Below are 22,278 nucleotides of genomic sequence, written 5' to 3'. Positions count from 1 at the left end.
TCCACGACTTTCGCAGAGGTCGGTCCCGACTTGTTGCGGGGGCCAGGGTTCCGGGCTTCATCGCATGTGAAGTTTGCGGTGCCCTGGATGCCGGAACGAGTCCGGCATGACGACGGTATGGAGGGCGGTTTCTACCCTCAGATCAGCTCGTTCACCGCGGTCATGAAGCGCGCCAGCGTGATCGGCTTCGATACATAGGCGTTGGCACCGGCGGCGCGCAGCCGCTCCTCGTCCTCGCGCCCGGCATAAGCGGTGACCGCCATCACCGGAATGTGGCGCAGCGTCTCGTCCGCCTTCATCTCCAGGATCAGCTCGTAGCCGGTGACGTGCGGCATCTGGATGTCCATCACCACCAGGTCGGGGACGAAGGCGCGCGCGCGCTCCACCGCCTCGCGCCCGTCGCGCACCGGCTCGACGGCGAAGTCGTGCGCGCGCAATAGGTCGCAGAACAGCTTGAGATTGAGTTCGTTGTCCTCGACAACGAGCACCCGTTTAGTCACGCGCGAAACACCCCCTCGAAGGGCACGATAGAGAATGGGCCGAAGCGACACAAACCCCCGGGATACCCAAACGGTTGCCCTGAACGCGCTGGTATGGACGCTGGGCGACGAACGGCGCGCCGAGCGGCTGGTGTCGCTGACCGGCCTCACCCCCGCGGACCTGCGCGCGCGACTGGCGGAGCCGCCGGTGCTGGCGGCCTGCCTCGCCTTCCTGGAGGGGCATGAGCCCGACCTGCTGGCCTGTGCCGACGCGATCGGTGCCACGCCCGAGGCGTTGGTGGCGGCACGCGCGGCGCTGGAGCGCGCGGCATGACGCGCCCGCTGCTGATCTGCGACTGCGACGAGGTGCTGCTCTACATGCTGCGCCCCTTCGCCGACTGGCTGGGGGAGGCGCATGACGTCGAGTTCACGATCGGGTCGTGGGACCTGGCGAACGCGATGAAGCGCCGCGCCGGCGGCCCGCCGCTGACCCGCGCCGAGATGGGCGGGTTCCTGGGCGGCTTCTTCCCCGCGCAGATGCATCGCCAGTCGCTGGTACCGCACGCGCGCGAGGCGCTGGCGGCGATCGCGGCGCAGGCGGACGTGGTGATCCTGACCAATCTGGAGGATCAGTGCCGCACCCATCGCATCGACCAGCTGGCGCAGTTCGGCATCGAACACCGCGTCGAGTGCAACCAGGGCGGCAAGGGCGAGCCGGTCGCGCGGCTGGTGGCGGAGCACGGCCACCCCGTCACGGTCTTCGTCGACGACCTGCCGCAGCATCACGCCTCGGTCGCGGAGCATGCGCCGCAGGTGTGGCGGCTGCATATGGTGTCGGAACCGCAACTGGCCCCCGGCGTACCGACGCCGCCGGCTGCCCATGCGCGGATCGACGATTGGGTGGGCGCGCAGGCGTGGGTGCTGGCCCGCTTCGCCGACGGGGTGCCGGCGCAGGCTTGACCGCGCTCGCCGGTCGCCGCAAGCAGCGCGGATGACCGATCGCATCGACCGCACGCTCCAGGACCTCGGCCTCGAACTGCCGCAGGCCGCGGCCCCCATCGCCGCCTATGTTCCCGTCGTCGAGGCGGGCGGGCTCCTCCACGTCTCGGGCCAGCTGCCGTTCAGGGACGGCAAGGTCGTGACCGGGCGGCTCGGCGACGGCTTCTCGCTGGAGGACGGGCAGGACGCGGCGCAGCGCTGCGCGCTGATGGTCGTGGCGCAGGTGAAGGCGCATATCGGCAATCTGGGGCGCGTCGCGCGCGTCGTGAAGCTGGGCGTGTTCGTCAATTCGACCGCGGACTTCGCGGATCATCCCAAGGTCGCCAACGGCGCGTCGGAGCTGATGGTCAAGCTGTTCGGCGATGCGGGCAAGCACGCCCGCGCCGCGGTGGGCGTGGCCGCGCTGCCGCTGGGCGCCGCGGTGGAGGTGGATGCGATCATCGAGGTGGCGCCGGCGCTGTGACGTTCCTAATTAGGCGGGGATGACCTCGCTGACCGCGCGTATCGCCGATGGCGTGGCCGCCATCCCGGCCGAGCAATGGGATGCCTGCGCCGGCACCGCCAACCCGTTCCTCGCCCACGCCTTTCTCGCGGCGCTGGAGCAATCGGGCAGCGTCGGCGGGCGCAGCGGATGGCAGCCGATCCCGATCGTGGTGGATGGGGCGGACGGCACGCCCGCGGCGATCGCCCCGGCCTATGCCAAGACGCACAGCCAGGGCGAATATGTCTTCGACCATGCCTGGGCCGATGCGTGGGAGCGCGCCGGGGGCAGCTATTATCCCAAGTTGCAGGTGGCGGTCCCGTTCACCCCGGTGCCCGGGCCGCGGCTGCTGCTGCGCGATCCCGCCGCCGCGCCGGCGCTGATCGCGGCGCTGGAGGCGGTGACCGACCGGCACCAGCTGTCGTCCGCGCATGCCACCTTCGTCGCGCCCGAGCAGGTGCCGGCGTTCGAGGCGGCGGGGTGGCTGGTGCGCGAGGGGACGCAGTTCCACTGGCGCAACGACGGCTATTCGACGTTCGACGACTTCCTCGCCGCGCTGTCCAGCCGCAAGAGGAAGGCGATCCGCAAGGAACGCGCCGCCGCGGTCGAGGGGCTGACGATCCGTCACCTGACCGGCGCGCAGATCGGTGCGCGCGAATGGGACGCGTTCTGGACCTTCTACCAGGACACGGGCAGCCGGAAGTGGGGCCAGCCGTATCTGACGCGCGCCTTCTTCCCGCTGCTGGGGGCGGCGCTGGGGGAGCGCGTGCTGCTGATCCTGGCGGAGCGCGAGGGCGTGCCGATCGCGGGGGCACTCAACCTGATCGGCGAGCACGCGCTCTATGGCCGTTATTGGGGGTGCACGCAGGACGTGCCGTTCCTGCATTTCGAGCTGTGCTATTACCAGGCGATCGACGCTGCCATCGCGCGCGGGCTGGCGACGGTCGAGGCGGGCGCGCAGGGCGAGCACAAGCTGGCGCGCGGCTATGTCCCGGTGCCGACCTGGTCGGCGCATTACATCCCGGATGCGGGGTTCCGCCGCGCGGTGGCCGACTTCCTGTCGCGCGAGCGGGCCGCGGTGGAGGCGGACCAAGAGTTCATGGACGCGATGACCCCGTTCAAACGGGGGTAGCGCGCGTCAATTCTCCTGTTCCTCGCGCAGCCGCTGCAGTCGCTCGCGGCGATCGGCGCGCTCCATCTTCGCCTTTTCCGCGCGCTCCAGCCGCGCACGGCGGCGCTCCATCGCCAGGATCAGCCAGCGCGGCACGCCCAGTTCCTCGTCGGTCGCCTCCGGCGCGGGGACGGAATGATCGATCTCGAACAGCACCGACGTGCCCCCGGGCGCACGCCAGATCGGCTTCAGCCCGACGGCGAAGCGCGGGTCATAGGCCGGGGGGCGGATCAGCCAGACGTAATCGAACGCATCGCGCGGGAAGCGCGCCAGCGCGTAGTTGATCGGGCGCCACCATTCGCGCGCGCACTTCACCTCGGTCACGATCTGCGTCGGATCGTGCGCGAAGCCGCCGGCATCGGCGTAGCGCGAGGTGAGCAGCTGCGCGCCCGCCATCGACCATTGATCGTCGGTATAGGCCATGCGCCGCTCCAGCGCGATCGCGGGGAGGTGCTCCAGCCGCGACATGCGCCAGGCGTTGTTGCAATTGTGTCCGACGAAGCTGATGAGCCGCGCGCCGATCGGCACCTGCGGCAGCGCGGCCAGCTCCTCCTCGTAATCCTGCGCGAACATGGCATAGCTGATCGTCGTGCCGGTCAGCCGCGCGGCGTAGAAGGCGAGCCCCAGCGCGGCAAGGATCGCGGTATGGCGGAAGGTCGTCCCCGGCTTCGGTCGGATCGCGATCACCGCGATCGCGATCAGGAACGGCGCCATCCGCATGTCGGCATAGGCCGAGCCGAAGACGATGCGCGGCAGCACGATATAGACCGCCAGCATGAACAGCGCCGACAGTCCCAGATGGCGCGAATAGCCGATGCGCGGGTCGCGCAGCGCCTTGAACAGCACGAGGTAGATGACCGCCATGCCGACGATGTCCCACCACAGCCAGCGGTCGCGCAGCGCCATGACGACCCACGCGATCTTCGTGCGCCAGTAGAAGAAGTCGGCGGTCTGCCCCGTGACGTCCGCCCCCGATCGCCACGCGATCATCAGCAGCATCGGCAGCGCCAGCGGCACGCAGCCGAGCCCGGCGCGGAACCAGCTGTGCAGCCAGTGACCGTTGCCGCGCTCGCGACGCAGGTCGTGCTGGCGGATCATCTCGCTGGAAAAGGCCAGCACTCCCAGCACGCCCCAGCCGAAGGTGTGGCACAGCCACAGCAGGCACGACAGCGGCACGAACACCGCCGCGCGCAAGCGCAGCCGGCCCAGCCGCGCCATGCGCAGCCACAGCCCGAACAGGCACAAGGCCAGCCCCAGCGACAGCGCGAAGTTCACGAAGCCGAACTGGAACGGATAGCCATAGGCCAGCGGCAGCGCGAACAGCGCGGTGGCGGGGATGCGGCCATGCACCTCGCGCGCGATCCACAGCAGCCCGGCGACGGTCAGCATCGGGATCGTCAGCACGATCAGCTTGACCGCCGGCTCCAGCCCGATCAGCGGCGCCAGCGGCTCGATCAGCAGGTCGACGCCCAGGTTGCCGATCAGCGACCATTCGAACTTGTACCAGTCGTGCAGCCAGGGATAGGCGGCGCGATCGAGCTGGACGCGGTAGCGCCCCATATGCCCCGGCAGATCGACGATCGGCGGAATCGCGGGGTATAACAACGGGATCGCCGCCGCGAGCACGGCCGCGATCACGAACCATCGCGTCTGCCACCAGTGAAGCCGGTCGTCCCCCTGCATCCCCGGCGCCTTACCGGCGCGCGGGGCTTTCCCGCAAGGGGGCAGCGGCGGCGGGACGGATCACCTGCCAGACGAGCACCGGGCCGGCGAGGCGGACGGGGCGCAGCCAGTCGATGCGCTCGCCCCGCTCCAGCCGCGCCCACAGTCCGCGCGGCGCGACGTTGCGATAGAGCTCGACATCGCCCAGCCCGGGGCAGGCGACGAGGTAATCGGCCCCCGTGGCTGTCACGAGCGCGCGTGCTTCGTCCGGAGGGGCGACGAACGCATGGACGACCCGGTCCATCGCCGCGCCGTTGCGATGATAGCCGCTCGCCACCGCATGGTGTGGGGTCGAGACGAGCAATGCGGGTGTCATGTCGAGCGGTGCGAACAGGGTCGCCTGCGGCAACGCCGCCAGCGCGGCGGCGTCGCCCGCATCGCGGCAGGCGCGGCGATGGCGCGGCGGGCCGACCGCATCCGCCGCCTCATTGGATACGATCAGCGGCAGGGAGACCAGCTGCCCCGGCGAGATCAGCAGGAAGGCCCCGACCGTCGCGAGGACGCGCGGACCCGTCGCCTCGATGCGGCGCGCGCGACCCAGCAATGCGACCAGCAGCACGGCCGAGCCCGGCACCGCCAGCGCGTTGGCGGTTGCCCCGGCGCGGTTGACCATGATCGCGATCGCGAGCGCCGCGGTCTGGATCGCCAGCAGCATCGTCCAGCGCGTGCGCTGCTCGCCGGGGGTCGCCAGCGCCCGCGCGCGCCATGCGCCGATCAGCCCCACGAGCGGCAGCCCGACCGTCAGCGCCGCGCGCGACCAGCCCTGTTCCCACAGCGGCCGTCCCTCCAGCACCATCATGTACCAGAGGCGGAAGACACGCGGCGGCAGCGTCGCGAACGGACCCGCGAGGCAGGCAGGCGACAGCACCAGCACCACCCCCGCCGCCAGCGCGCCGCCCAGCGCGACGCCGCCGAAGCGCGCGATCCGTCCGAAGCGCGACACCGCCACCGCGATCGTGACCCCCATCGCGGCGCCCCCCAGGCTCGCGATCCACGCGGGGGCCATCGCGTCGCACGCGCTTGCCCACATCGCGGGTCCGCGGGTCGCCGCCTGGAGCAACGCGCTGGCGAGGAAGAGCGTCCATGCCATCGCGGGTGCGTCGCGGCCGTCGCCCCGCCACGCCCAGGCGAGCGTCGCCACCCCGGCGATGGCGGCGGCGATCGGCAGGCCCTCCAGCGAGACGGTCAGCAGCGCCGCAAGCGCCAGCCCGATCGTGGCCCCGCTGCGCGCCGTCGGGGCCCCGAGCAGCGCGCGGACCGCGACCAGCGCCAGCACGATCTGCCACGCGTGGTGATCGACCCTGAGCGGCCGCGCCTGTCCCAGCAGAGGCGCGGCGAAGCCGACGATCAGCACCGCCAGCTGCGCCGGCACCAGCCCGCCCAGCCGCCGCGTGATGGACGCGACCAACGCCATGATCGCCAGCAACGTCAGCAGCGGCACGATCACCGCCGCCGCCACCTCTGCCTGCGCAGCGCCCAGCACCGGGCGCAGCAGCAGCATGGTCGCGGCGAGCGGTAGGTCGACCAGCCGCGACCAGTGCATCGCGAAGGCGCCGCCGTTCAGCCGGTGCTGCGCGACATCGAACCAGGATTGCCCCGCCAGCCAGTCGCGCACCTCCAGGATGCGCATCGCATCGTCGGGGTCTGCGTAGAATGGACGCGCGATGGCGCCGGCGCTGAGCACGAGCAGGACGACGGCGGCGAACAGCCATCCGCCCAGCACCGCCAGCACGAGGCGACGGCGCGGGGCGGTGTCCGGTGGCGGCTGGGTCACGCGGCGGCTCCGGGCGATCGGATCAGGCCGCCTTCAGCCGCCCCGGCACCTGGCGCACGCTGGCCAGCGCCGCAGCCTCGCCCTCGTTGCCGCTCTCGTGATATTCGGCGTCCTCGTTGACGGCCCATACGTCGTACACGCGCGCGCCGGCCTGGATGTTGCGGACGGTCAGCATCGCCGTCATCATCGCATGATCCTGATTGTTGTAGCGATGCATGCCGTTGCGCCCGACGCAATGGAGCGTGGGGAAGCGGTCCTCGATCTCGCGGCGCAGCATGTCGACGTTCTGTGCATAATCCTCGTCGTAGACGGGATAGGCCTTCTCCTGCCGCACGACCACGCCGCCCTCGACCTGGCGCGGATCGCACAGCCCCAGCGCCGCCATCTCGGCGGTCGCCAGCGCGACCAGCTCGTCGTCGCTCGACGCCCACAGCCCGTCGCCCTCGAAGCAGAAATATTCCAGGCCGACGCAGGCGATCGCGGGATCGGGCACCATCTCGGGCGACCAGCTGCGGAAATTCTGGATGCGGCCGACCTGCACCTTGGGATCGTGGATGTAGATCCAGTTGTCCGGGAACAGATCGGGCGAACGGATCATCAGCGCCACCGTCAGGAAGTCGCGATATTTCAGGTTCGCCGCCTCCGGCAGCGTCGCGGGCAGCGGGTGGAGCCGGCTCGCCAGCTCGCGCATCGGCGCGGAGGAGATGACATGCGCGGCGTTGATCGTGACGGGGATCGTCGCCGTGGCACCGCCATGCGTCGCGGCGACGGTCCAGCGCTGCGTCGCCGCGTTGAAGGTCAGCTGGCGCAGCGCATGCCCCATCAGCACCCGCCCGCCGCGCTCGACGATGCGGTCGCGCGCCGCATCCCACATCATCCCCGGGCCCAGCCGCGGATAGCGGAACGTCTCCAGCAGCGTCTTGGTCTGCATGCCGTCGTTGGGGCGCTTGTTGAGACCGAGCGAACGCTTCAGCCCGTCGACCACCGCGCCCCACAGCGACAGCCCCTTGATCCGCTGCGCCGCCCAGTCCGCGCTCATCTCGTCGCACGGCATGCCCCACACCTTCTCGGTATAGGTCTTGAAGAAGATCGAGAACAGCTTCCGGCCGAAGGCGTTGACGGTCCAGTCCTCGAAGCTGCGGATGTCGCGCTTCGGGAACATCCTGGCCTTGGCGAAGCTCGCCATGCACAGCGTCGAGCGGACGATGCCGAGGTTCCCCAGCGCCTCGAACGCGCGCAGCGGATAGCTGTAGAACTTGCCCTCGTAATAGATGCGGCTCATCCGCGGGCGCTCGATGAAGTCGTCCGGCAGGATCTCGTTCCACAGGTCGACCACCTCGCGCGAGCGCGAGAAGAAGCGGTGCCCGCCGATGTCGAAGCGGAAGCCGTTGTGCTCCACGGTGCGGCTGATGCCGCCGACGTAATGCGCGTCCTTTTCGATGATGGCGACCGAATAGCCGGCCCTGGTCAGCAGATAGCCCGCGGTCAGCCCCGCGGGGCCGGCACCGACGATCGCGACGTCCACTGCCATGTTGCCGTCATTCGCCATCGCTCAATGCCTCTCTCGCGCCACCGCGCCCACCGTGACGAACGGGCAATGAAGGAAGGTGGTTGAGCAAAGGTTAATGCCGGGGTCGCCCGCGGGGTTAACGCGGACCGCGCAACCGTTCTATAGCGCGTGGCCATGCGAACCCTGCTTATCCGGATACTGGCGTTCCTCGCCGCGCTCACGCTCGCGGTCCCGGCGATGGGACAGGGCAATGCGACGTTCGATCTGGCCGGGCCGGCGCTGAAGGTGACGGTGACGCGCGGGGCGGTGTCGCTGCCGATCGCGCAGGTCCCGGGGCTGCGCATCGGCGATCGCATGACGCTGAGCGCGGACCTGCCCGACGACCAGTCCGCGCGCTACCTGCTGGTGCTCGCGTTCCTGCGCGGGGCGACCAACCCGCCGCCCAAGAACTGGTTCTTCAAGGCCGAGACGTGGAACCGCAAGAAGGCGACGCTGGAGGTCGCGGTGCCCGAGGGGGCGGAACAGGCGATCGCGTTCCTCGCACCGGAGACGGGCGGCGGGTACAACGCGCTGGTCAATGCGGTGCGCGGGCGGCCCGGCGTGTTCGTGCGCGCGTCGCAGGACCTGTTCCAGGCCTCGCTCGACCGGGCGCGGCTGGAGGCGTTCGTCGCCGGAATCGCGCGCGTGGAGGAGGCGGCGCCCGACCGGCTGGGCGCGGTATCGACGACGCTGGCGCAGACGCTGGCGATCCGGCTCAACGCGGACTGCCTGTCGCGGCCGCGCGCGCTCCAGGCGGCGTGCCTGACGCAGAACCGCGACGGGCTGGTGCTCCAGACCGGGCGCGGCACGTCGCTGGCGGAGATGCTGGGGGGCACGCCGACGCAGCTGGCCTATTCGCTGGCCGCGACGAAGGAGGGCGGGGCCGGATTCTACAGCCCCTATATCTCGCTCGCGCGCGATTTCGCGCGGCTGTTCGGCGTCTTCCGCAGCGCCGACTATCAATATGCGCCCGCACTGGCGGTGGGGGCGGGCGACACGCTGCGGCTCCAGCTCAACAATCCGCCGTCGTTCCAGAACCCGAAATCGGTGCTGGTCGCGCCGCTGCCCCCGATCAACGCCGGCCCGCCCCCCGCGCTCCGGGCGGCGATGAAGGACGCGGTGTGCCTGATGCGCCCCGGACTGGCGCTGGCGCTGGACGATGCGCCGCTGGTCTTCGCCACCGATTATGCGCGCGACCTGTCGCTGCGCGTGGTGCTGGCGGACGGGCGGACCGTCGACCTGCCGCTGCGCGCCGATGCGGAACGCGGCGGGCTGGTCCCGACCGGCGATGTCGCCGCCATCGGCACCGCGGCGATCGGCGAGGCGGTGCTGACCGGGCGCTGGGGGTTCGACACCTTCTCCGGTCCGCGCTTTCCGTTGCAGAACGGTGCGCCCGCCGCCTGGGCGCCCCGGCCCGACAATGCGGTCGTCGTCGGCCGCGACACGCCGCTGACGCTGCAGGGCGGTGCTTCGGCCTGCGTCGAGCAGGTGAGCCTGCGCGACAAGGCGGGTAGCGCAAAGGCGGTCGAGTGGAAGGCGGACGGCGGCGATGCGATCGTCGCCACGCTGCCGCTCGCGCGGGTGCGCCCCGGCGACATGACGCTGCTGGTGGCGCATTACGGCGCTGCCGCGCCCGCGCAGATCCCGCTGAAGGGGCAGAGCGAGGCGAGCCGGCTGGAGGGCTTCACGCTCTACACCGGCGACACGGACGGCCGGCTGGTGGGCGCGCGGCTGGATCAGGTCGAGCGGCTGGAGGTGGCGGGGCTGACCTTCACGCCGGCCACGCTGACCCGCGACGCCGGGGGCGGCGACCGGCTGGTACTCGCCACCACCGGGTCGACCGGCACGCTTCCGACCGGGACGAGCGACGCGCGCGTCACCCTGCACGACGGGCGCGTGACGACGGTACGCGCGACGATCACCGCGCCGCGCCCGCGCGTCGAGCTGGTGAGCCGCAACGTGGAGACGCCGCCGGTCGAGGGGGGCGTGACGCTGAACCTGCCCGACAATGCGCTGTCGCCGGAGGCGCGGCTGACCTTCTCGGTGCGGGCGGTGAACACGCGGCTGAGCGCGGGCGACGCGATCGAGGTGGCGATCGCGGACGATACCGCGACCGCGAGGCTCACCGTGGCGTCGGGCGCGCTCCAGCTGCTCGGCGGCGACGTCGCGGTGGGCGCGCTGGTGCCGAAGGAGGCGCTGGGCGCGGCGGCGGTGGGGCCGATCAAGATGCGGCTGGTGCAGGGCGACCTGACGGGCGAATGGCAGCCGCTGGCGCGCGTCGTCCGGCTGCCCGCGGTGACGGCGCTCGCCTGCCCCGCGGCGGGGGCGTGTACGCTGGCGGGGGAGCGGCTGTTCCTGATCGCCGCGGTGTCGCCGGAGGAGACGTTCGCGAAGGCGCAGGCGGTGCCGCTGGGGTTCGTCGGTACCACGCTGGAGGTGCCCCGGCCCGCGGCGGGGACGCTGTACCTGAAGCTGCACGACGCCCCCGACGACGCGGTGGCGGTGACGGTCCCGACGGGGAAGAAGAAGGGGCGCTGAGGGGGCCGGGCCGCCCTACGATCGGTCCGTCATCCCCGCGAAGGCGGGGATCCAGAAACGCAGCCGTTGTTGATGAAGCCGCGCCACCTGCGTGTCTGGATTCCCGCCTGCGCGGGAATGACGGGACATCAGACGACCAGCGTCACCGACATCGCGATCCGCTTCTCGCCCCCCGGCGCGACCTCGAAGATCCCCGGCTTGTCGCGGAAATCGCCGGTATAGCCATGCGGATCGGCATGGCCGTGCCACGGCTCGACGCAGACATAGGCCGCGCCCGGCTTCGTCCAGATGCCCAGCATCGGCGTGTCGGGAAAGGCGATGTCGAGCTGCGGGCCGTCCGACGCGCCGTAGCGGACCGCATCCGAATGAACCGGGTTCCAGACCAAAGCATCGGGGACGAACAGCTCGTCCCTGAGGTGCAGCACCCGGCCGTCGAGCGGGGAGGGGACCTCGTGCGGCGCGATCGTGCCGTCGGGCTCGATCGCCTTGAGCATGCCGGGTTCGTCGCGGTCGAAGGTGATGCGGTGATCGCTGCGCGCGCGGCCATAGGGCAGCGGCCAGGCGAAGGCGGGGTGGAAACCGAAGCTGGCGGGCAGCGACACGTCCGCCGCCGGGTTCGTGATCGTAACGTCGATCGCCAGCGTCGCATCGGTGACGGTGAACGCGATCTCCAGCCGGAAGGCGAAGGGATAGGCGGCGCGGGTCTGCGCATCGTCGGTCAGGACGAAGACCGCGCGCGTATCGCTTTCGCGCGTCGCGACGAAATCGCGGCGGCGCGCGAAGCCGTGCTTGGGCATCGGATAGTCGCGCCCGTCGAGACGGATGATCTCGCCCGCGGGGGCGCCGACCACCGGAAACAGGATCGGCGCGCGCCCGGTCCAGAAGCGCGGATCCGCATCGGTCATCAATTCGCGCCCATCGGCGTCGGTGATCGACGACAATTGCGCCCCGTGCGGGTCGATCGCCGCGCCCAGCCGCGCGTTGCCGATGCGGATCCAGTCGTCAGCCACGCAATTGCGCTCCCTGTTTGGCGGCGGCGGCCACCACCTTGTCGCTGATCGCCTTCAGATCGGCGTCGGTGAAGCTCTTCTCGCCCGGTTGCAGGACGATTTCGACCGCCACGGACTTGTGTCCCTCCGCCACGCTCGTGCCGGTGAACACGTCGAACACGCGCGCGCGGACGATCGCGGCCTTGTCCGCGCCCTTCACCGCACGGGTCAGCGCCTCGGCGGTCACCGCCTCGGGCACCAGGAACGCGAAGTCGCGGCGTACCGGCTGGAGCGTGGGCGGGGCATAGGCGGCGCGCATGAAGCCGGCGCCGCGCTTCGCCGGGATCGCATCGAGATACAGTTCGACCGCGACGACCGCGCCCGACAGATCGAACGCCTTCAGGATCGCGGGGTGGACCGCGCCGAACGCCGCCAGCACCGTCTTCGGCCCCAGCCGCAGCGTGCCCGAGCGGCCGGGGTGGAAGGCCGCGCCCGCCTCCCCCATGACCTGCAGGTTGTCGATCGGCGCGCCCGCCGCGGCGAGCAGCGCGAGCGCCTCGGCCTTGGCATCGAAGGCGTCGAACGGTGCGGCCTTGCCCGCCCGCCACCCGCGCGGCCGGCGGTCGCCCGCGAGCACGACGCCCAGCGTCGCGCGCTCCTTGGGCGCGCCGTTGTCGTCGAGATAGCGGCGGCCGATCTCGAACAGCCGCACGCCGTCCGCGCCCTGCCGCAGGTTGCGCTCGGCGGCGGACAGCAGCCCCGGCAGGAGCGAGGGACGCATGACCTTCAGCAGCTCGCTGATCGGGTTGGCAACGCGCCACGGCGCCCCGCCGAAGGCGGCGGCCTGCTCCTCCGGGATGAAGCTCCACGTCACCGCTTCATCCATCCCGCGCGCGGCGGCGGCACGGCGGACGCGGCGCTCGATGCGCTGTTCGGGCGTCGCGGTCGGGACGGCGACGCCCGCGGGGCGGGGCAGCGGCGTCGAGGGCACCTTGTCCAGCCCCTCGATTCGGATCACTTCCTCGACCAGGTCGGCGGGGCCGTCGATGTCGCGCCGCCACGTCGGCACCGTCACCTGCCAGTCGCTCGCGACCGTGAAGCCGAGCGACTCCAGGATCGCGCGCTGACGGTCGGCGGGAATCGCGAGCCCGCCCAGCGTCTCGCTGCGCGCCGGGTCATAGGCATGCGCGCGCGGTGCCAGCGGCGGCTCGCCGCTGCGCGTCACCGCGCTGGCGGTGCCGCCGCACAGGTCGAGCACCAGCCGCGTGGCGATCGCGAGGCCGTCGTCGAGGAAGGCGGGGTCCACCCCGCGCTCGAACCGCTGGCGCGCGTCGCTGGTCAGCGCCAGCTTCTGCCCCGTCCGCGCGATCGTGTCGGGATCGAAGAAGGCGCATTCGATGACGACGTCGGTCGTGGATTCGGAAACGCCCGATTCCTCGCCGCCCATGATGCCGCCGATGTCGTGCACCTTCTGCGCGTCCGCGATGGCGGTCATCGTTTCGTCCAGCGTGTAGGTGCGGCCGTTGAGCGCCAGCACCTGCTCGCCGCCGCGCGCTTTCCGCGCGACCAGCCCGCCCGACAGCGTCGCCGCGTCATAGACGTGCAGCGGGCGGCCGAGGTCGATCGAAACGTAATTGGTGATGTCGACCAGCGCGCTGATCGGCTTCTGTCCGACGGCGCGCAGCCGCCTGGCCATCCACTCCGGCGCGGCGCCGTTGGTGAGGCCGCGGACGGACTGCGCATAGAAAGCGGGGCAGCCGGCAGCGTCGTCGGTGCGCACGTCGGGGCCGGGGCCCTCGCCCGCGACCGCTTCGACCGCGAGCGGCTTGAGCATGCCCACCCCCGCGGCGGCGAGGTCGCGCGCGATGCCGCGCACGCCCATGCAATCCTGCCGGTTGGGGGTGACGGAGATGTCGATCACCGGATCGGACAGCCCGGCGTAATCGGCAAACGCCGTGCCGACCGGCGCGTCCGCGGGCAGCTCGATGATGCCGTCGTGGTCGTCGCCCAGCTCCAGCTCGCGGGTCGAGCACATCATGCCGTTCGATTCGACCCCGCGGATTGCCGCGACCTTCAGCACCATGCCGTTGGCGGGGACCTCCGCGCCCGGCCGGCCGAACACGCCGATCAGGCCGGCTCGCGCGTTGGGCGCGCCGCAGACGACCTGCAAGGGGCCGTCACCCGCGTCGACCGAGAGGACCTGAAGCTTGTCCGCCTGCGGATGGCGCTCGGCGGTCAGCACGCGCGCGACGGTGAAGCCGGTCAGCCTGGCGGAGGGGTCCTCGACCCCCTCGACCTCCAGCCCGATGCGGGTGAGCGCCTCGACGATCGCATCGAGCGATGCATCGGTGTCGAGATGGTCCTTGAGCCAGGAAAGGGTCAGTTTCATCGGTTCTACTTCTGGTCAGGGTAGCGGATCAGGCAGCGGTGCCGACGCCGCCGGACAGGGTCGGTACGTCGAGCGCGGCGAAGCCGTAGTGCTTCAGCCAGCGCACGTCCGCCTCGAACACCGGGCGCAGGTCGTCGATGCCGTATTTCAGCATCGCCAGCCGGTCGATCCCGCAGCCGAAGGCGAAGCCCTGCCACTCGTTCGGATCGAGCCCGCAGGCGGCGATGACGCGCGGGTGGACCATGCCGCTGCCCAGCACCTCCATCCAGCCCTCGCTGCCACCGATGACGCGCTTGCCCTTCTCGATCGAGAAGCCGACGTCGACCTCGGCGGAGGGTTCGGTGAAGGGGAAATAGCTGGGGCGCAGCCGCAGAACGACGTCGTCGCGCTCGAAATAGGCGCGCAGGAACGTCTCCAGCGTCCATTTCAGGTGCGCCAGCGTGATGCCCTTGTCGATCACCAGCCCCTCGACCTGGTGGAACATCGGCGTGTGCGTGGCGTCCCAGTCGGAGCGATAGACGCGGCCCGGCGCGATGATGCGGATCGGTTCGCCCGCGCCGTTCCGACGTTTGGCGACCTCCACCATGGTGCGGATCTGGACGGGCGAGGTGTGCGTGCGCAGGACCATGGGCGCGCTTTGCGCGCCGTCCCCGGCAACGCCGGGGCCGTCGCCGGCCGATCTCGCCATAGGCTCGATGTAGAACGTATCCTGCATCGCCCGCGCCGGATGCGTCTCGGGGATGTTGAGCGCGCCGAAATTGTGCCAGTCGTCCTCGATCTCCGGGCCGGTCGCGACCGCGAAGCCCAGGTCGGCGAAGATCTCCGCCAGTTCGTCCATGACCTGGCTGACCGGGTGGACGGTGCCCGGTGCGACCGTGTCGACCGGCAGCGTCATGTCGAGCGCCTCGCTGGCCAGCTGTGCGTCGAGCGCGGCCTGTTCCAGCACGGCCTTGCGCGCCGCGATCGCGTTCGTCACCGCCTCGCGCAGCCCGTGGATCGCGGGGCCGCGCACCTGCCGCTCCTCGGGCGAGAGCGCGCCCATCGTCTTGAGCAGCTGCGTGACCCGCCCCTGCTTGCCCAGCGCATCGACGCGCACCGCATCCAGCGCATCGAGCGAGACGCTCGCATCGATCGCGGCGAGGAGGTGGGCCTTGAGGTCGTCGGTGTCGGTCATGCGTCGTTTCCGTTCGTCGTCGCGGCCAGGCCCATTGCGAGCGCGAGGTCTGCCCAGTGCGGGTTGGTGCCCTCGATCAATCGCAGCTTCCAGTCGCGATTCCATTTCTTGAGCTGCTTCTCGCGCGTGATCGCGGCCTCCATCGTGTCGGCCATTTCAAACCACACCAGTCGCGTTACGCCGTAGCGGGTGGTGAAGCCTTCGATCAATCCTTCGCGATGCTGGACGATGCGGCTTTCAAGGTTTGAGGTGACACCTGTATAGAGCGTCCCGTGCTGTCCGCTGGCGAGGATGTAGACGCACGGTTGCTTCATGACACCACCTCCACCCCGTCATCCCCGCGCAGGCGGGGATCCAGATACGCTGCCGTCGCGATATATCACGCGCACCTCCGTTTCTGGATTCCCGCCTGCGCGGGAATGACGAAAGGGGGCAGGGAGACGGACAAAAAAGAAGGGCGCCGGTGTTGCCACCGGCGCCCCGCCTCTCGTCCTCGCGTCAGGTCGCTCAGGCGGCCTGCGGGAGGGCCGCCTTCGCCTGCGCGATGATGGCGCTGAACGCCTCGCCTTCGTGCATCGCGATGTCGGCCAGGACCTTGCGGTCCAGCTCGACGCCGGCCAGCTTCAGCCCGTGCATGAACTGGCTGTAGCTCAGCCCCTCGGCGCGGACGCCGGCGTTGATGCGCTGGATCCACAGGCCGCGGAAGGTGCGCTTCTTCACCTTGCGGTCGCGATAGGCGTACTGGCCGGCCTTCTCGACCGCCTGACGGGCGACCCGGATCGTGTTCTTGCGACGACCGCGATAGCCCTTGGCCTGTTCCAGGATGTTCTTGTGCTTGGCGCGAGTGGTTACGCCCCGCTTGACGCGTGCCATATGCTATTCCTTCCCGTCGCTCAGTTCAGGCCGTACGGCGCCCAGGCCTTCACCGTCGCGGTGTCGGCCTTCGACAGCACCTTGGTGCCGCGGTTCTGGCGGATGTACTTGCCGGTGTGATGCAGCAGGCGGTGGCGCTTGCCGGCTACGCCGTGCTTCAGCATGCCCGACGCGGTCATCTTGAAGCGCTTCTTCACGCCACTCTTGGTCTTGAGCTTGGGCATTTTGGTCCTTTCGTCTGCAGCGAAATGACTGGAACGGCCGCGGCAGCCCTGGAAGGCCGGGCCGTTCGTCAAGCGCCATGTCGCTCATGGAAGCGGGCCCCCTAGCCGCTGCGGCGGCGAAAAGCAACCGCGGAACCCGCGACGCTGCCGGCGATTGTGCCGGGATGGCAACGACCGCGCCCCCGGTGTCCGCCGCGACCCCGCCTCACCGCGGCTGGCGCATCGCGCGCGCCGTCGCGCTGGGCCTGCTGACGGCGATCGCGGCGGCGTGGTTGGTGCTCTTCATCACCAAGGGACGGTTCCTGAAGCGCCCGTTCGAGTCGATCGTCGGCCGCCTGACCGGGCGCGAGGTGCAGGTGGGTGGCGATTTCCAGCTGTATTTCGCGCCGTGGCATATCGCATTCCGCGCCGAGGGGCTGCGCATCTCCAACCCCGGCTGGGCGACGCGGCCCTATCTCTTCACCGCCGACCGCATCGATTCGCGCATCGCGCCGCTGTCGCTGCTGTGGGGCAAGCGGCACCTGTCGTGGCTGGACCTCACCAACGGCGCGGTCGACCTGGAGTGGGACGCGGCGCACCGCACCAACAGCTGGACCTTCGGCGCGCCGAAGCAGGGGGGCAAACCGCTCGACCTGCCGCGGATCGACCGCGCGACGGCGACGGGCACGACGGTGCGCTACCGCGATCCGCGGATGCGGCTGGTCGCCGATCTGAAGCTCGATACGATCCGCTCCACCGACGCGCGAATCGGCGATGCGGTGGGGGTGCGGGGCGGCGGACGGCTGCGCGACACGCCGTTCACGGTCGCGGCGCGGCTGCTGTCGCCCGACGCGACCGTGGCGCGCGGGCGGAACGAGCTGGTGCTGCGCGCGCGCGCCGCGGGGAACGTGATCGACGTGGCGGGCACGCTGCCGAGCATCGCCGCGGTGGAGAACGTGCCGCTGGCGGTACGCGCGCGGGGACGCAATCTGGCGAGCCTGCTCGACATCATCGGCGTCGTCATCCCCAACACCCGCGACTATCGCCTGCGCGCGCAGCTGGTGCAGAGCGGGCAGGAATATCGATTCACGCGGATCGCCGGCACGTTCGGCGACAGCGACGTCGCCGGGCGGCTGACCGTCTCTAACGGCGAGCGGCTGCACCTCGATTCGCAGCTCGAAACCAAGCGACTCGATATCGTCGATGCGGCACCGTTCATCGGCTACAATCCCGATATCGTCGCGGCAAGGGGCGCCGTCGCCGCGGCGGCGGCGACCGGCGCGGGTCCGCAACGCATCATGCCCGATGCCGAATTGCCGGTCGCGACGATGCAGCGGTTCGATGCCGACCTGAAATGGCGGATCGGCACGCTGCGGTCGCGCCGCGTGCCGATCAGCGACGTGGACGTGACGCTCGCGCTCGACCGCGGCCGGCTGGCGCTGTCGCCGCTGACCTTCGCGATGGCGCGCGGCAACGTCGCGGCGGATGCGGTATTCGATACGCGGCAGCGACCGAGCGCGGTGCGCTACGACATCCGTCTGGCGCCGACACCGATGGCGCGGCTGCTCGCGGGATACGGCGTGGCGGAGGCGGGCACGACGGGCACGATCCGCGGGCGTATCCAGCTGGCCGGGCGGGGCGACACGATCCACGATTCGCTGGCGACCGCGAACGGGCGGATCGCCTTCGTGATGCCCGCCGGCACGCTGTGGACGCGCAACGTCGAGCTGTCGGAGCTCGATATCGGCACGTTCGTCCAGAAGATGTTCCAGGATGAGCTGAAGGAGCCCGTGAGGATCAATTGCGGGCTGGTCGCCTTCACCGTGCGCGGCGGGGTGGCGGCGACCGACCCGATCCTGATCGACACGACCAAGAACGTGATCCTGGGCCGCGGCGGGTTCAGCTTCCGCGACGAATCGGTCGATCTGGCGATCCGCGCCGACGCGAAGAAGTTCAGCCTGTTCTCGGGCCAGTCCCCGGTGGGGATCGGCGGCACGTTCGCCGATCCCGGATTGCGCGTGATCTCCCCGCAATTGCTCGCCCGCGCCGGGGCGGGGCTGGGGCTGGCGGTGGTGGCGACGCCGATCGCCGGCCTGCTCGCCTTCATCGATCCGGGCGATGCGAAGGCGGCGCAATGCGGCCCCGTGCTGGGCGCCAGGACCGCCGCGGCGCAGCGCACCGACACCGGGGAGCCGCGCAAGGATGTCGGTAACGGCCAGACGGGCGAGGCGGCGCCCAAACGGAAGAAGTTCCTGGGCATCTTCTGACGGTAGGCGAAACCTCTGCGCAACTCAGTTCCCTGTTCCCCGGCGAGGGCCGGGGCCCAGCTGGGGGACGGTGGTAACAGACGGAAAAGCCACGCCAACTGGGCCCCGGCCTGCGTCGGGGAACGGCGAACTCGTCGAGCGATCCACGACGTTCGCTGAGGTCTCGACTGGATCCGGGGTCCCGCTCTTGACGGCGGGCTCAGTAGAAGCGGGGCTCTCGCTCAAGGCCGGGTGACGGATTATCGGCCGTGATGGTCATGGTGATCGTGGTGATCGTGATGCTGCTGGTGCAGCGCCTCCAGCACGTCGTCGGTGCGCGCGGGGTCGCCGATCGCCAGCACATGCCCCTCGCTCGCCGCGGTCAGCGGATCGCCGTTCCAGTCGCACATCCGCCCGCCCGCCCCCTCGACGATCGGCGCCAGCGCGGCGAAGTCGTAGAGTTGCAGCCCGGACTCGCACACCACGTCGAGGTGCCCGCTCGCCAGCAGCCCGTAATTGTAGCAGTCCCCGCCGTACACCGGCCCCTGCCGCGGCGCCCCGCCGCTCGCCGCCGCGATCAGCGCCATGTAATGCGGCACGTCGCCCTCGCCGAACAGATGCGGGCTGGTGGTGGCGACGATCGCTCCCTCCAGCGCGGGACAGGCGCGGGTGCGCGCGGGTGCGCCGTTGAATTCGGTCGCGTGGCCCGCGACCCCGATCCAGCGCTCGCGCTGCACCGGCTGGTCGATGACGCCCAGCACCGGCCAGCCATCCTCCACCAGCGCGATCAGCGTGCCGAAGATGGCGCGCCCGACGGTGAAGCTGCGGGTGCCGTCGATCGGATCGAGGATCCATTGCCGCCCGGTGACGCCCTCCTTGATCCCGTGCTCCTCCCCGACGATGCCGTCGCCGGAGCGCTCCGCGTCGAGGATGCGGCGCATCGCTTCCTCCGCCTCGCGGTCGGCACGGGTGACGGGGGAACGGTCCGCCTTCATCTCCACCCCGGCGGGCTGGCGGAAATAGGGGCGGATCACCGCACCTGCGGCGTCGGCGAGGCGATGGGCGAGCGCGATATCGGCGGGGCGGACGGGCATCGCTACCGCCTATCGCGCAGGGATCGTGCGCGCTAGGGTGCGGGCGATTTCAGGAGAACGATCCCATGCGCCTGCTGCCCCTCGCCGCGCTCGCCCTCACGCTCGCCGTCCCTGCCGAAGCGGCGCTCGCCCCCGGGGCGGTCGCGCCCGCGTTCAGCACCCGTGGCGCGGTCGCGGGCAAGGTGGTCGCGATCGACCTGAAGCAACAGCTGCGGAAGGGGCCGGTGGTGCTCTATTTCTTCCCGGCCGCCTTCACCTCCGGCTGCAACGCCGAGGCGCGCGCGTTCGCGGAGAAGGTCGATGCGTTCAAGGCGGCGGGCGCGACCGTGATCGGCATGTCCGCCGACAACGTCGCCGATCTCCAGCGCTTTTCCGCCAGCGAATGCGCCGGCAAGTTCGCGGTGGCGAGCGCGGGGCCGGCGGTGATCGCGGGCTATGACGTGGCGCTGGGGCGGCAGGTGAAGGGCCGCGACGTGACCAGCCGCACCAGCTACGTCATCGGGCGGGACGGCCGCGTGAAGTTCGTCCATGCCGACATGAACCCGGCGGAGCATGTCGCGCTGACGCTGGCGGCGGTGCAGAAGCTGGCGGCGCGCTGACCCGAAAAAGGCGCCTCATCCGAACGGTGTAGGCGCCACACCATTTGTTAGCACATCTCCTGATACCCCCTGCCACTGTTCAGGGCGCTGTCGCGTCCGATCCTTCGGGGGGCAGGCGTGGCGAGCAAGGCGATCGATATCCGGCAGGCGACGACGGGCGATCGGCTGTTCACGCAGATCGGCGCGTTCCTGACCGCGCACCGGCTGAGCCCCGATCCCGCGCATTACGCCTTCGCGTACGAGGTGCTGAAGAACGCCGGCGGGGTCATCGCGCGCCGCGTCGCGGAGATCACCGACGGCGGGGTGCGGCTGACCGCGCAGGATATCGAGCAGCTCGGCGGTCGCGCGATTGCCGGCGCGCCGGTCACCGACACCGATTCGGAGCCGATGGTCGCCGATACCGCCACGCACGAGGCGATGATCGAGCGCGTGCTGATGCAGATCGACGGTTTCGGCGACACGATGCGCAACGCGCATGCCGATGCCAACACCTTCGGCCGCGACCTGGAGCGTAGCGCCGCGCAGATGCGCGATGCCGGCCCGGCCGCCAGCGCGGAGGAGATCGGCCGCCTGACCGACAACATGATCGAGCGCGTCCGCCAGGCCGAGGCGAAGCTGGACGCCGCCCGCCGCGAAACCGACGAACTGCGCACCGCGCTGGAAGAGGCGCGCGGCTCCGCGCGGACCGATCCGCTGACCGACCTGCCGAATCGCCGCGCCTTCGACGAGGCGTTCGCCGCGCTGCCGCCGTCGACCCCGATCGTGGTGTCGATCTGCGATATCGATCACTTCAAGCGCGTCAACGACAGCTTCGGCCACGCGGTCGGCGACCGCGTCATCCGCGCGGTCGCGAAGACGCTGGCCGAGCAGTGCGATTGCCTGGTCGCGCGCTACGGCGGCGAGGAGTTCGCGCTGCTGTTCCGGAACCTGAGCCTGGACGAGGCGGCGCGCCGGCTGGAAAAGGCACGCCACGACATGTCCGCGCGCCGGCTGCGCGTGCGCGAAACCGGCGAGGCGATCGGGACGATCTCCTTCTCCGCCGGCGTCGCCGAGGGGGTGCCGAGCGAGGGCCGCGCGGCGATGATCGGGCGCGCCGATGCCGCCTTGTACCGCGCCAAGGATCAGGGGCGCGCCCGCACGATCATGGCGCCATAGGTTGGCGCTTTTTGCGTAGCGAGAGTGGCGACTTTTGCTAACCGCGGCGGGGTGTGGTGGCTAAATCGCTGTAAATGCGGCGTAACACATTTTGGCACGGGTTGTGCAAAGTCTCTGGCATCGACCGGATCGACGGTCGTTTGCCGATAGAGGAGACACGACAATGACCCGCCTGCTTTCCACCTGGAGCCACTCCGCGCTGGCCGCCGTCGCCGCGCTCGCGGTCGCCGGCACGATGATCGCCGCTGCCGTACCGCTGACCCCGATCGCCTGAGCCGAAAGGATCGCCGCCGTGACCGTCACCACCGATCTCTACCGCGCCGCCCTGCTGGCCGTCGCGGGCGTCGCCACCACCGCGCTGCTGGTCTATGTCGATATGGTGAGCGCGGTCGCCGCCTGACCGCGGCACCCGCCCCCCGGGCCGCGCGTTGGTCGCGGCATGGACCTCGATCGCTTCGTCGCCGCGCAGGCGGCCGACTATGACCGCGCGCTCGCCGAGCTGACGGCGGGGCGCAAGCGCAGCCATTGGATGTGGTACATCTTCCCGCAGATCGCGGGGCTGGGCCGCAGTCCGACCGCGCAATTCTACGCCATCCGCGACCTGGCCGAGGCGCGTGCCTATCTGGCGCACCCGCTGCTGGGGCCGCGCTACCGCGCCAGCGTCGCCGCGCTGATGGATCACCGCGGCCGCCCGGCGGCGGCGATCCTGGGCGAGGTGGATGCGCTGAAGCTGCGCTCGTCGCTGACGCTGTTCGCGCGCGCCGGGGCGGGGGCGGATGTCGATGCCGCGCTGTCGGCATTCTATCCCGGCCCCGACGCGGCGACGCTGCGCCTGCTATAGCG

20 protein-coding genes are annotated in these 22,278 nt (G+C 70.7%); 9 read left to right on the top strand and 11 right to left on the bottom strand.

The window, feature by feature from the left end:
• Positions 1–137: 137 nt before the first annotated feature.
• Positions 138–500: a response regulator gene (locus tag PGN23_RS01470; RefSeq protein WP_335301078.1), complete on the bottom strand. Its 363-nt coding sequence runs from the start codon at positions 498–500 to the stop codon at positions 138–140.
• Positions 501–534: 34 nt separating this feature from the next.
• Between PGN23_RS01470 and PGN23_RS01465 the strand changes: the two genes are divergently transcribed.
• Genes PGN23_RS01465 through PGN23_RS01450 form a run of 4 tightly spaced genes read left to right on the top strand, consistent with a single transcriptional unit; the run spans position 535 to position 3,091 of the window.
• A complete protein-coding gene (locus PGN23_RS01465; RefSeq protein WP_335301077.1) occupies positions 535–813 on the top strand; it encodes a DUF3572 family protein in 279 nt (92 codons plus the stop codon).
• Positions 810–1,439, top strand: coding sequence for an HAD family hydrolase (locus PGN23_RS01460; protein ID WP_335301076.1), 630 nt, complete (start codon positions 810–812; stop codon positions 1,437–1,439). The genes PGN23_RS01465 and PGN23_RS01460 overlap by 4 nt, the downstream gene beginning before the upstream one ends.
• A gap of 31 nt (positions 1,440–1,470) precedes the next feature.
• Positions 1,471–1,941 carry a RidA family protein gene (locus PGN23_RS01455; protein WP_335301075.1) on the top strand — a complete coding sequence of 157 codons (471 nt, stop codon included), beginning with the start codon at positions 1,471–1,473 and terminating at the stop codon, positions 1,939–1,941.
• Positions 1,942–1,960: 19 nt separating this feature from the next.
• Positions 1,961–3,091 carry a GNAT family N-acetyltransferase gene (locus PGN23_RS01450; RefSeq protein ID WP_335301074.1) on the top strand — a complete coding sequence of 377 codons (1,131 nt, stop codon included), beginning with the start codon at positions 1,961–1,963 and terminating at the stop codon, positions 3,089–3,091.
• Positions 3,092–3,097: 6 nt separating this feature from the next.
• Here the strand turns inward: PGN23_RS01450 and PGN23_RS01445 are convergent, their stop codons facing one another.
• The 3 genes from PGN23_RS01445 to PGN23_RS01435 are packed head-to-tail and all read right to left on the bottom strand — an operon-like array spanning position 3,098 to position 8,157.
• Positions 3,098–4,813, bottom strand: coding sequence for a hypothetical protein (locus PGN23_RS01445; RefSeq protein ID WP_335301073.1), 1,716 nt, complete (start codon positions 4,811–4,813; stop codon positions 3,098–3,100).
• 10 nt (positions 4,814–4,823) lie between these two features.
• Positions 4,824–6,626, bottom strand: a complete 1,803-nt coding sequence (locus PGN23_RS01440) for a hypothetical protein (protein WP_335301072.1) — start codon at positions 6,624–6,626, stop codon at positions 4,824–4,826.
• 22 nt (positions 6,627–6,648) lie between these two features.
• Positions 6,649–8,157 (bottom strand): NAD(P)/FAD-dependent oxidoreductase, encoded by a 1,509-nt coding sequence (locus tag PGN23_RS01435; RefSeq protein ID WP_335301071.1) that lies wholly within the window; start codon positions 8,155–8,157, stop codon positions 6,649–6,651.
• Between the two features lie 153 nt (positions 8,158–8,310).
• On the opposite strand from PGN23_RS01435, the gene PGN23_RS01430 reads away from it, so the two are divergent.
• Positions 8,311–10,713: a hypothetical protein gene (locus PGN23_RS01430; RefSeq protein WP_335301070.1), complete on the top strand. Its 2,403-nt coding sequence runs from the start codon at positions 8,311–8,313 to the stop codon at positions 10,711–10,713.
• 128 nt (positions 10,714–10,841) lie between these two features.
• On the opposite strand, the gene PGN23_RS01425 is transcribed toward PGN23_RS01430, so the two are convergent.
• From PGN23_RS01425 to rpmI, 6 genes are all read right to left on the bottom strand, one after another.
• Positions 10,842–11,723, bottom strand: a complete 882-nt coding sequence (locus tag PGN23_RS01425) for an aldose 1-epimerase family protein (RefSeq protein WP_335301069.1) — start codon at positions 11,721–11,723, stop codon at positions 10,842–10,844.
• Positions 11,716–14,091: a phenylalanine--tRNA ligase subunit beta gene (gene pheT, locus PGN23_RS01420; RefSeq protein ID WP_335301068.1), complete on the bottom strand. Its 2,376-nt coding sequence runs from the start codon at positions 14,089–14,091 to the stop codon at positions 11,716–11,718. The genes PGN23_RS01425 and pheT overlap by 8 nt, the downstream gene beginning before the upstream one ends.
• Before the next feature lie 28 nt (positions 14,092–14,119).
• Positions 14,120–15,265, bottom strand: coding sequence for a phenylalanine--tRNA ligase subunit alpha (pheS, locus tag PGN23_RS01415; RefSeq protein WP_335301067.1), 1,146 nt, complete (start codon positions 15,263–15,265; stop codon positions 14,120–14,122).
• Positions 15,262–15,579 carry a GIY-YIG nuclease family protein gene (locus PGN23_RS01410; protein WP_335301066.1) on the bottom strand — a complete coding sequence of 106 codons (318 nt, stop codon included), beginning with the start codon at positions 15,577–15,579 and terminating at the stop codon, positions 15,262–15,264. Before PGN23_RS01410 ends, pheS begins: the two co-directional genes overlap by 4 nt.
• Positions 15,580–15,772: 193 nt before the next feature.
• Entirely contained in the window at positions 15,773–16,138 is a 366-nt protein-coding gene (gene rplT / locus PGN23_RS01405; protein WP_301044835.1) for a 50S ribosomal protein L20, read from the bottom strand.
• Between the two features lie 20 nt (positions 16,139–16,158).
• A complete protein-coding gene (rpmI, locus tag PGN23_RS01400) occupies positions 16,159–16,362 on the bottom strand; it encodes a 50S ribosomal protein L35 (RefSeq protein ID WP_335301065.1) in 204 nt (67 codons plus the stop codon).
• A gap of 164 nt (positions 16,363–16,526) precedes the next feature.
• Between rpmI and PGN23_RS01395 the strand changes: the two genes are divergently transcribed.
• Positions 16,527–18,608 carry an AsmA family protein gene (locus tag PGN23_RS01395; RefSeq protein ID WP_335301064.1) on the top strand — a complete coding sequence of 694 codons (2,082 nt, stop codon included), beginning with the start codon at positions 16,527–16,529 and terminating at the stop codon, positions 18,606–18,608.
• A 239-nt stretch (positions 18,609–18,847) separates the two neighbouring features.
• Here PGN23_RS01395 and PGN23_RS01390 read toward each other — a convergent pair whose 3' ends face one another.
• Positions 18,848–19,681, bottom strand: a complete 834-nt coding sequence (locus PGN23_RS01390) for an inositol monophosphatase family protein (RefSeq protein WP_335301063.1) — start codon at positions 19,679–19,681, stop codon at positions 18,848–18,850.
• A gap of 65 nt (positions 19,682–19,746) precedes the next feature.
• Between PGN23_RS01390 and PGN23_RS01385 the strand changes: the two genes are divergently transcribed.
• The 3 genes from PGN23_RS01385 to PGN23_RS01375 all read left to right on the top strand — a co-directional run bounded on the left by PGN23_RS01385 (position 19,747) and on the right by PGN23_RS01375 (position 22,276).
• The gene (locus tag PGN23_RS01385) at positions 19,747–20,280 is read left to right on the top strand and encodes a peroxiredoxin (RefSeq protein ID WP_335301062.1); all 534 of its coding nucleotides are present in this window, start codon (positions 19,747–19,749) and stop codon (positions 20,278–20,280) included.
• A gap of 117 nt (positions 20,281–20,397) precedes the next feature.
• The gene (locus PGN23_RS01380) at positions 20,398–21,435 is read left to right on the top strand and encodes a GGDEF domain-containing protein (RefSeq protein ID WP_335301061.1); all 1,038 of its coding nucleotides are present in this window, start codon (positions 20,398–20,400) and stop codon (positions 21,433–21,435) included.
• Between the two features lie 439 nt (positions 21,436–21,874).
• Positions 21,875–22,276, top strand: a complete 402-nt coding sequence (locus PGN23_RS01375; protein WP_335301060.1) for a DUF1810 domain-containing protein — start codon at positions 21,875–21,877, stop codon at positions 22,274–22,276.
• Positions 22,277–22,278 lie beyond the last annotated feature (2 nt).

It is taken from the genome of Sphingomonas adhaesiva (genome assembly GCF_036946125.1).
GTDB lineage: Bacteria > Pseudomonadota > Alphaproteobacteria > Sphingomonadales > Sphingomonadaceae > Sphingomonas > Sphingomonas adhaesiva_A.
The sequence above is the reverse complement of the archived record's forward strand: the minus strand, read 5'-3'. Positions and strand labels throughout refer to the sequence as shown.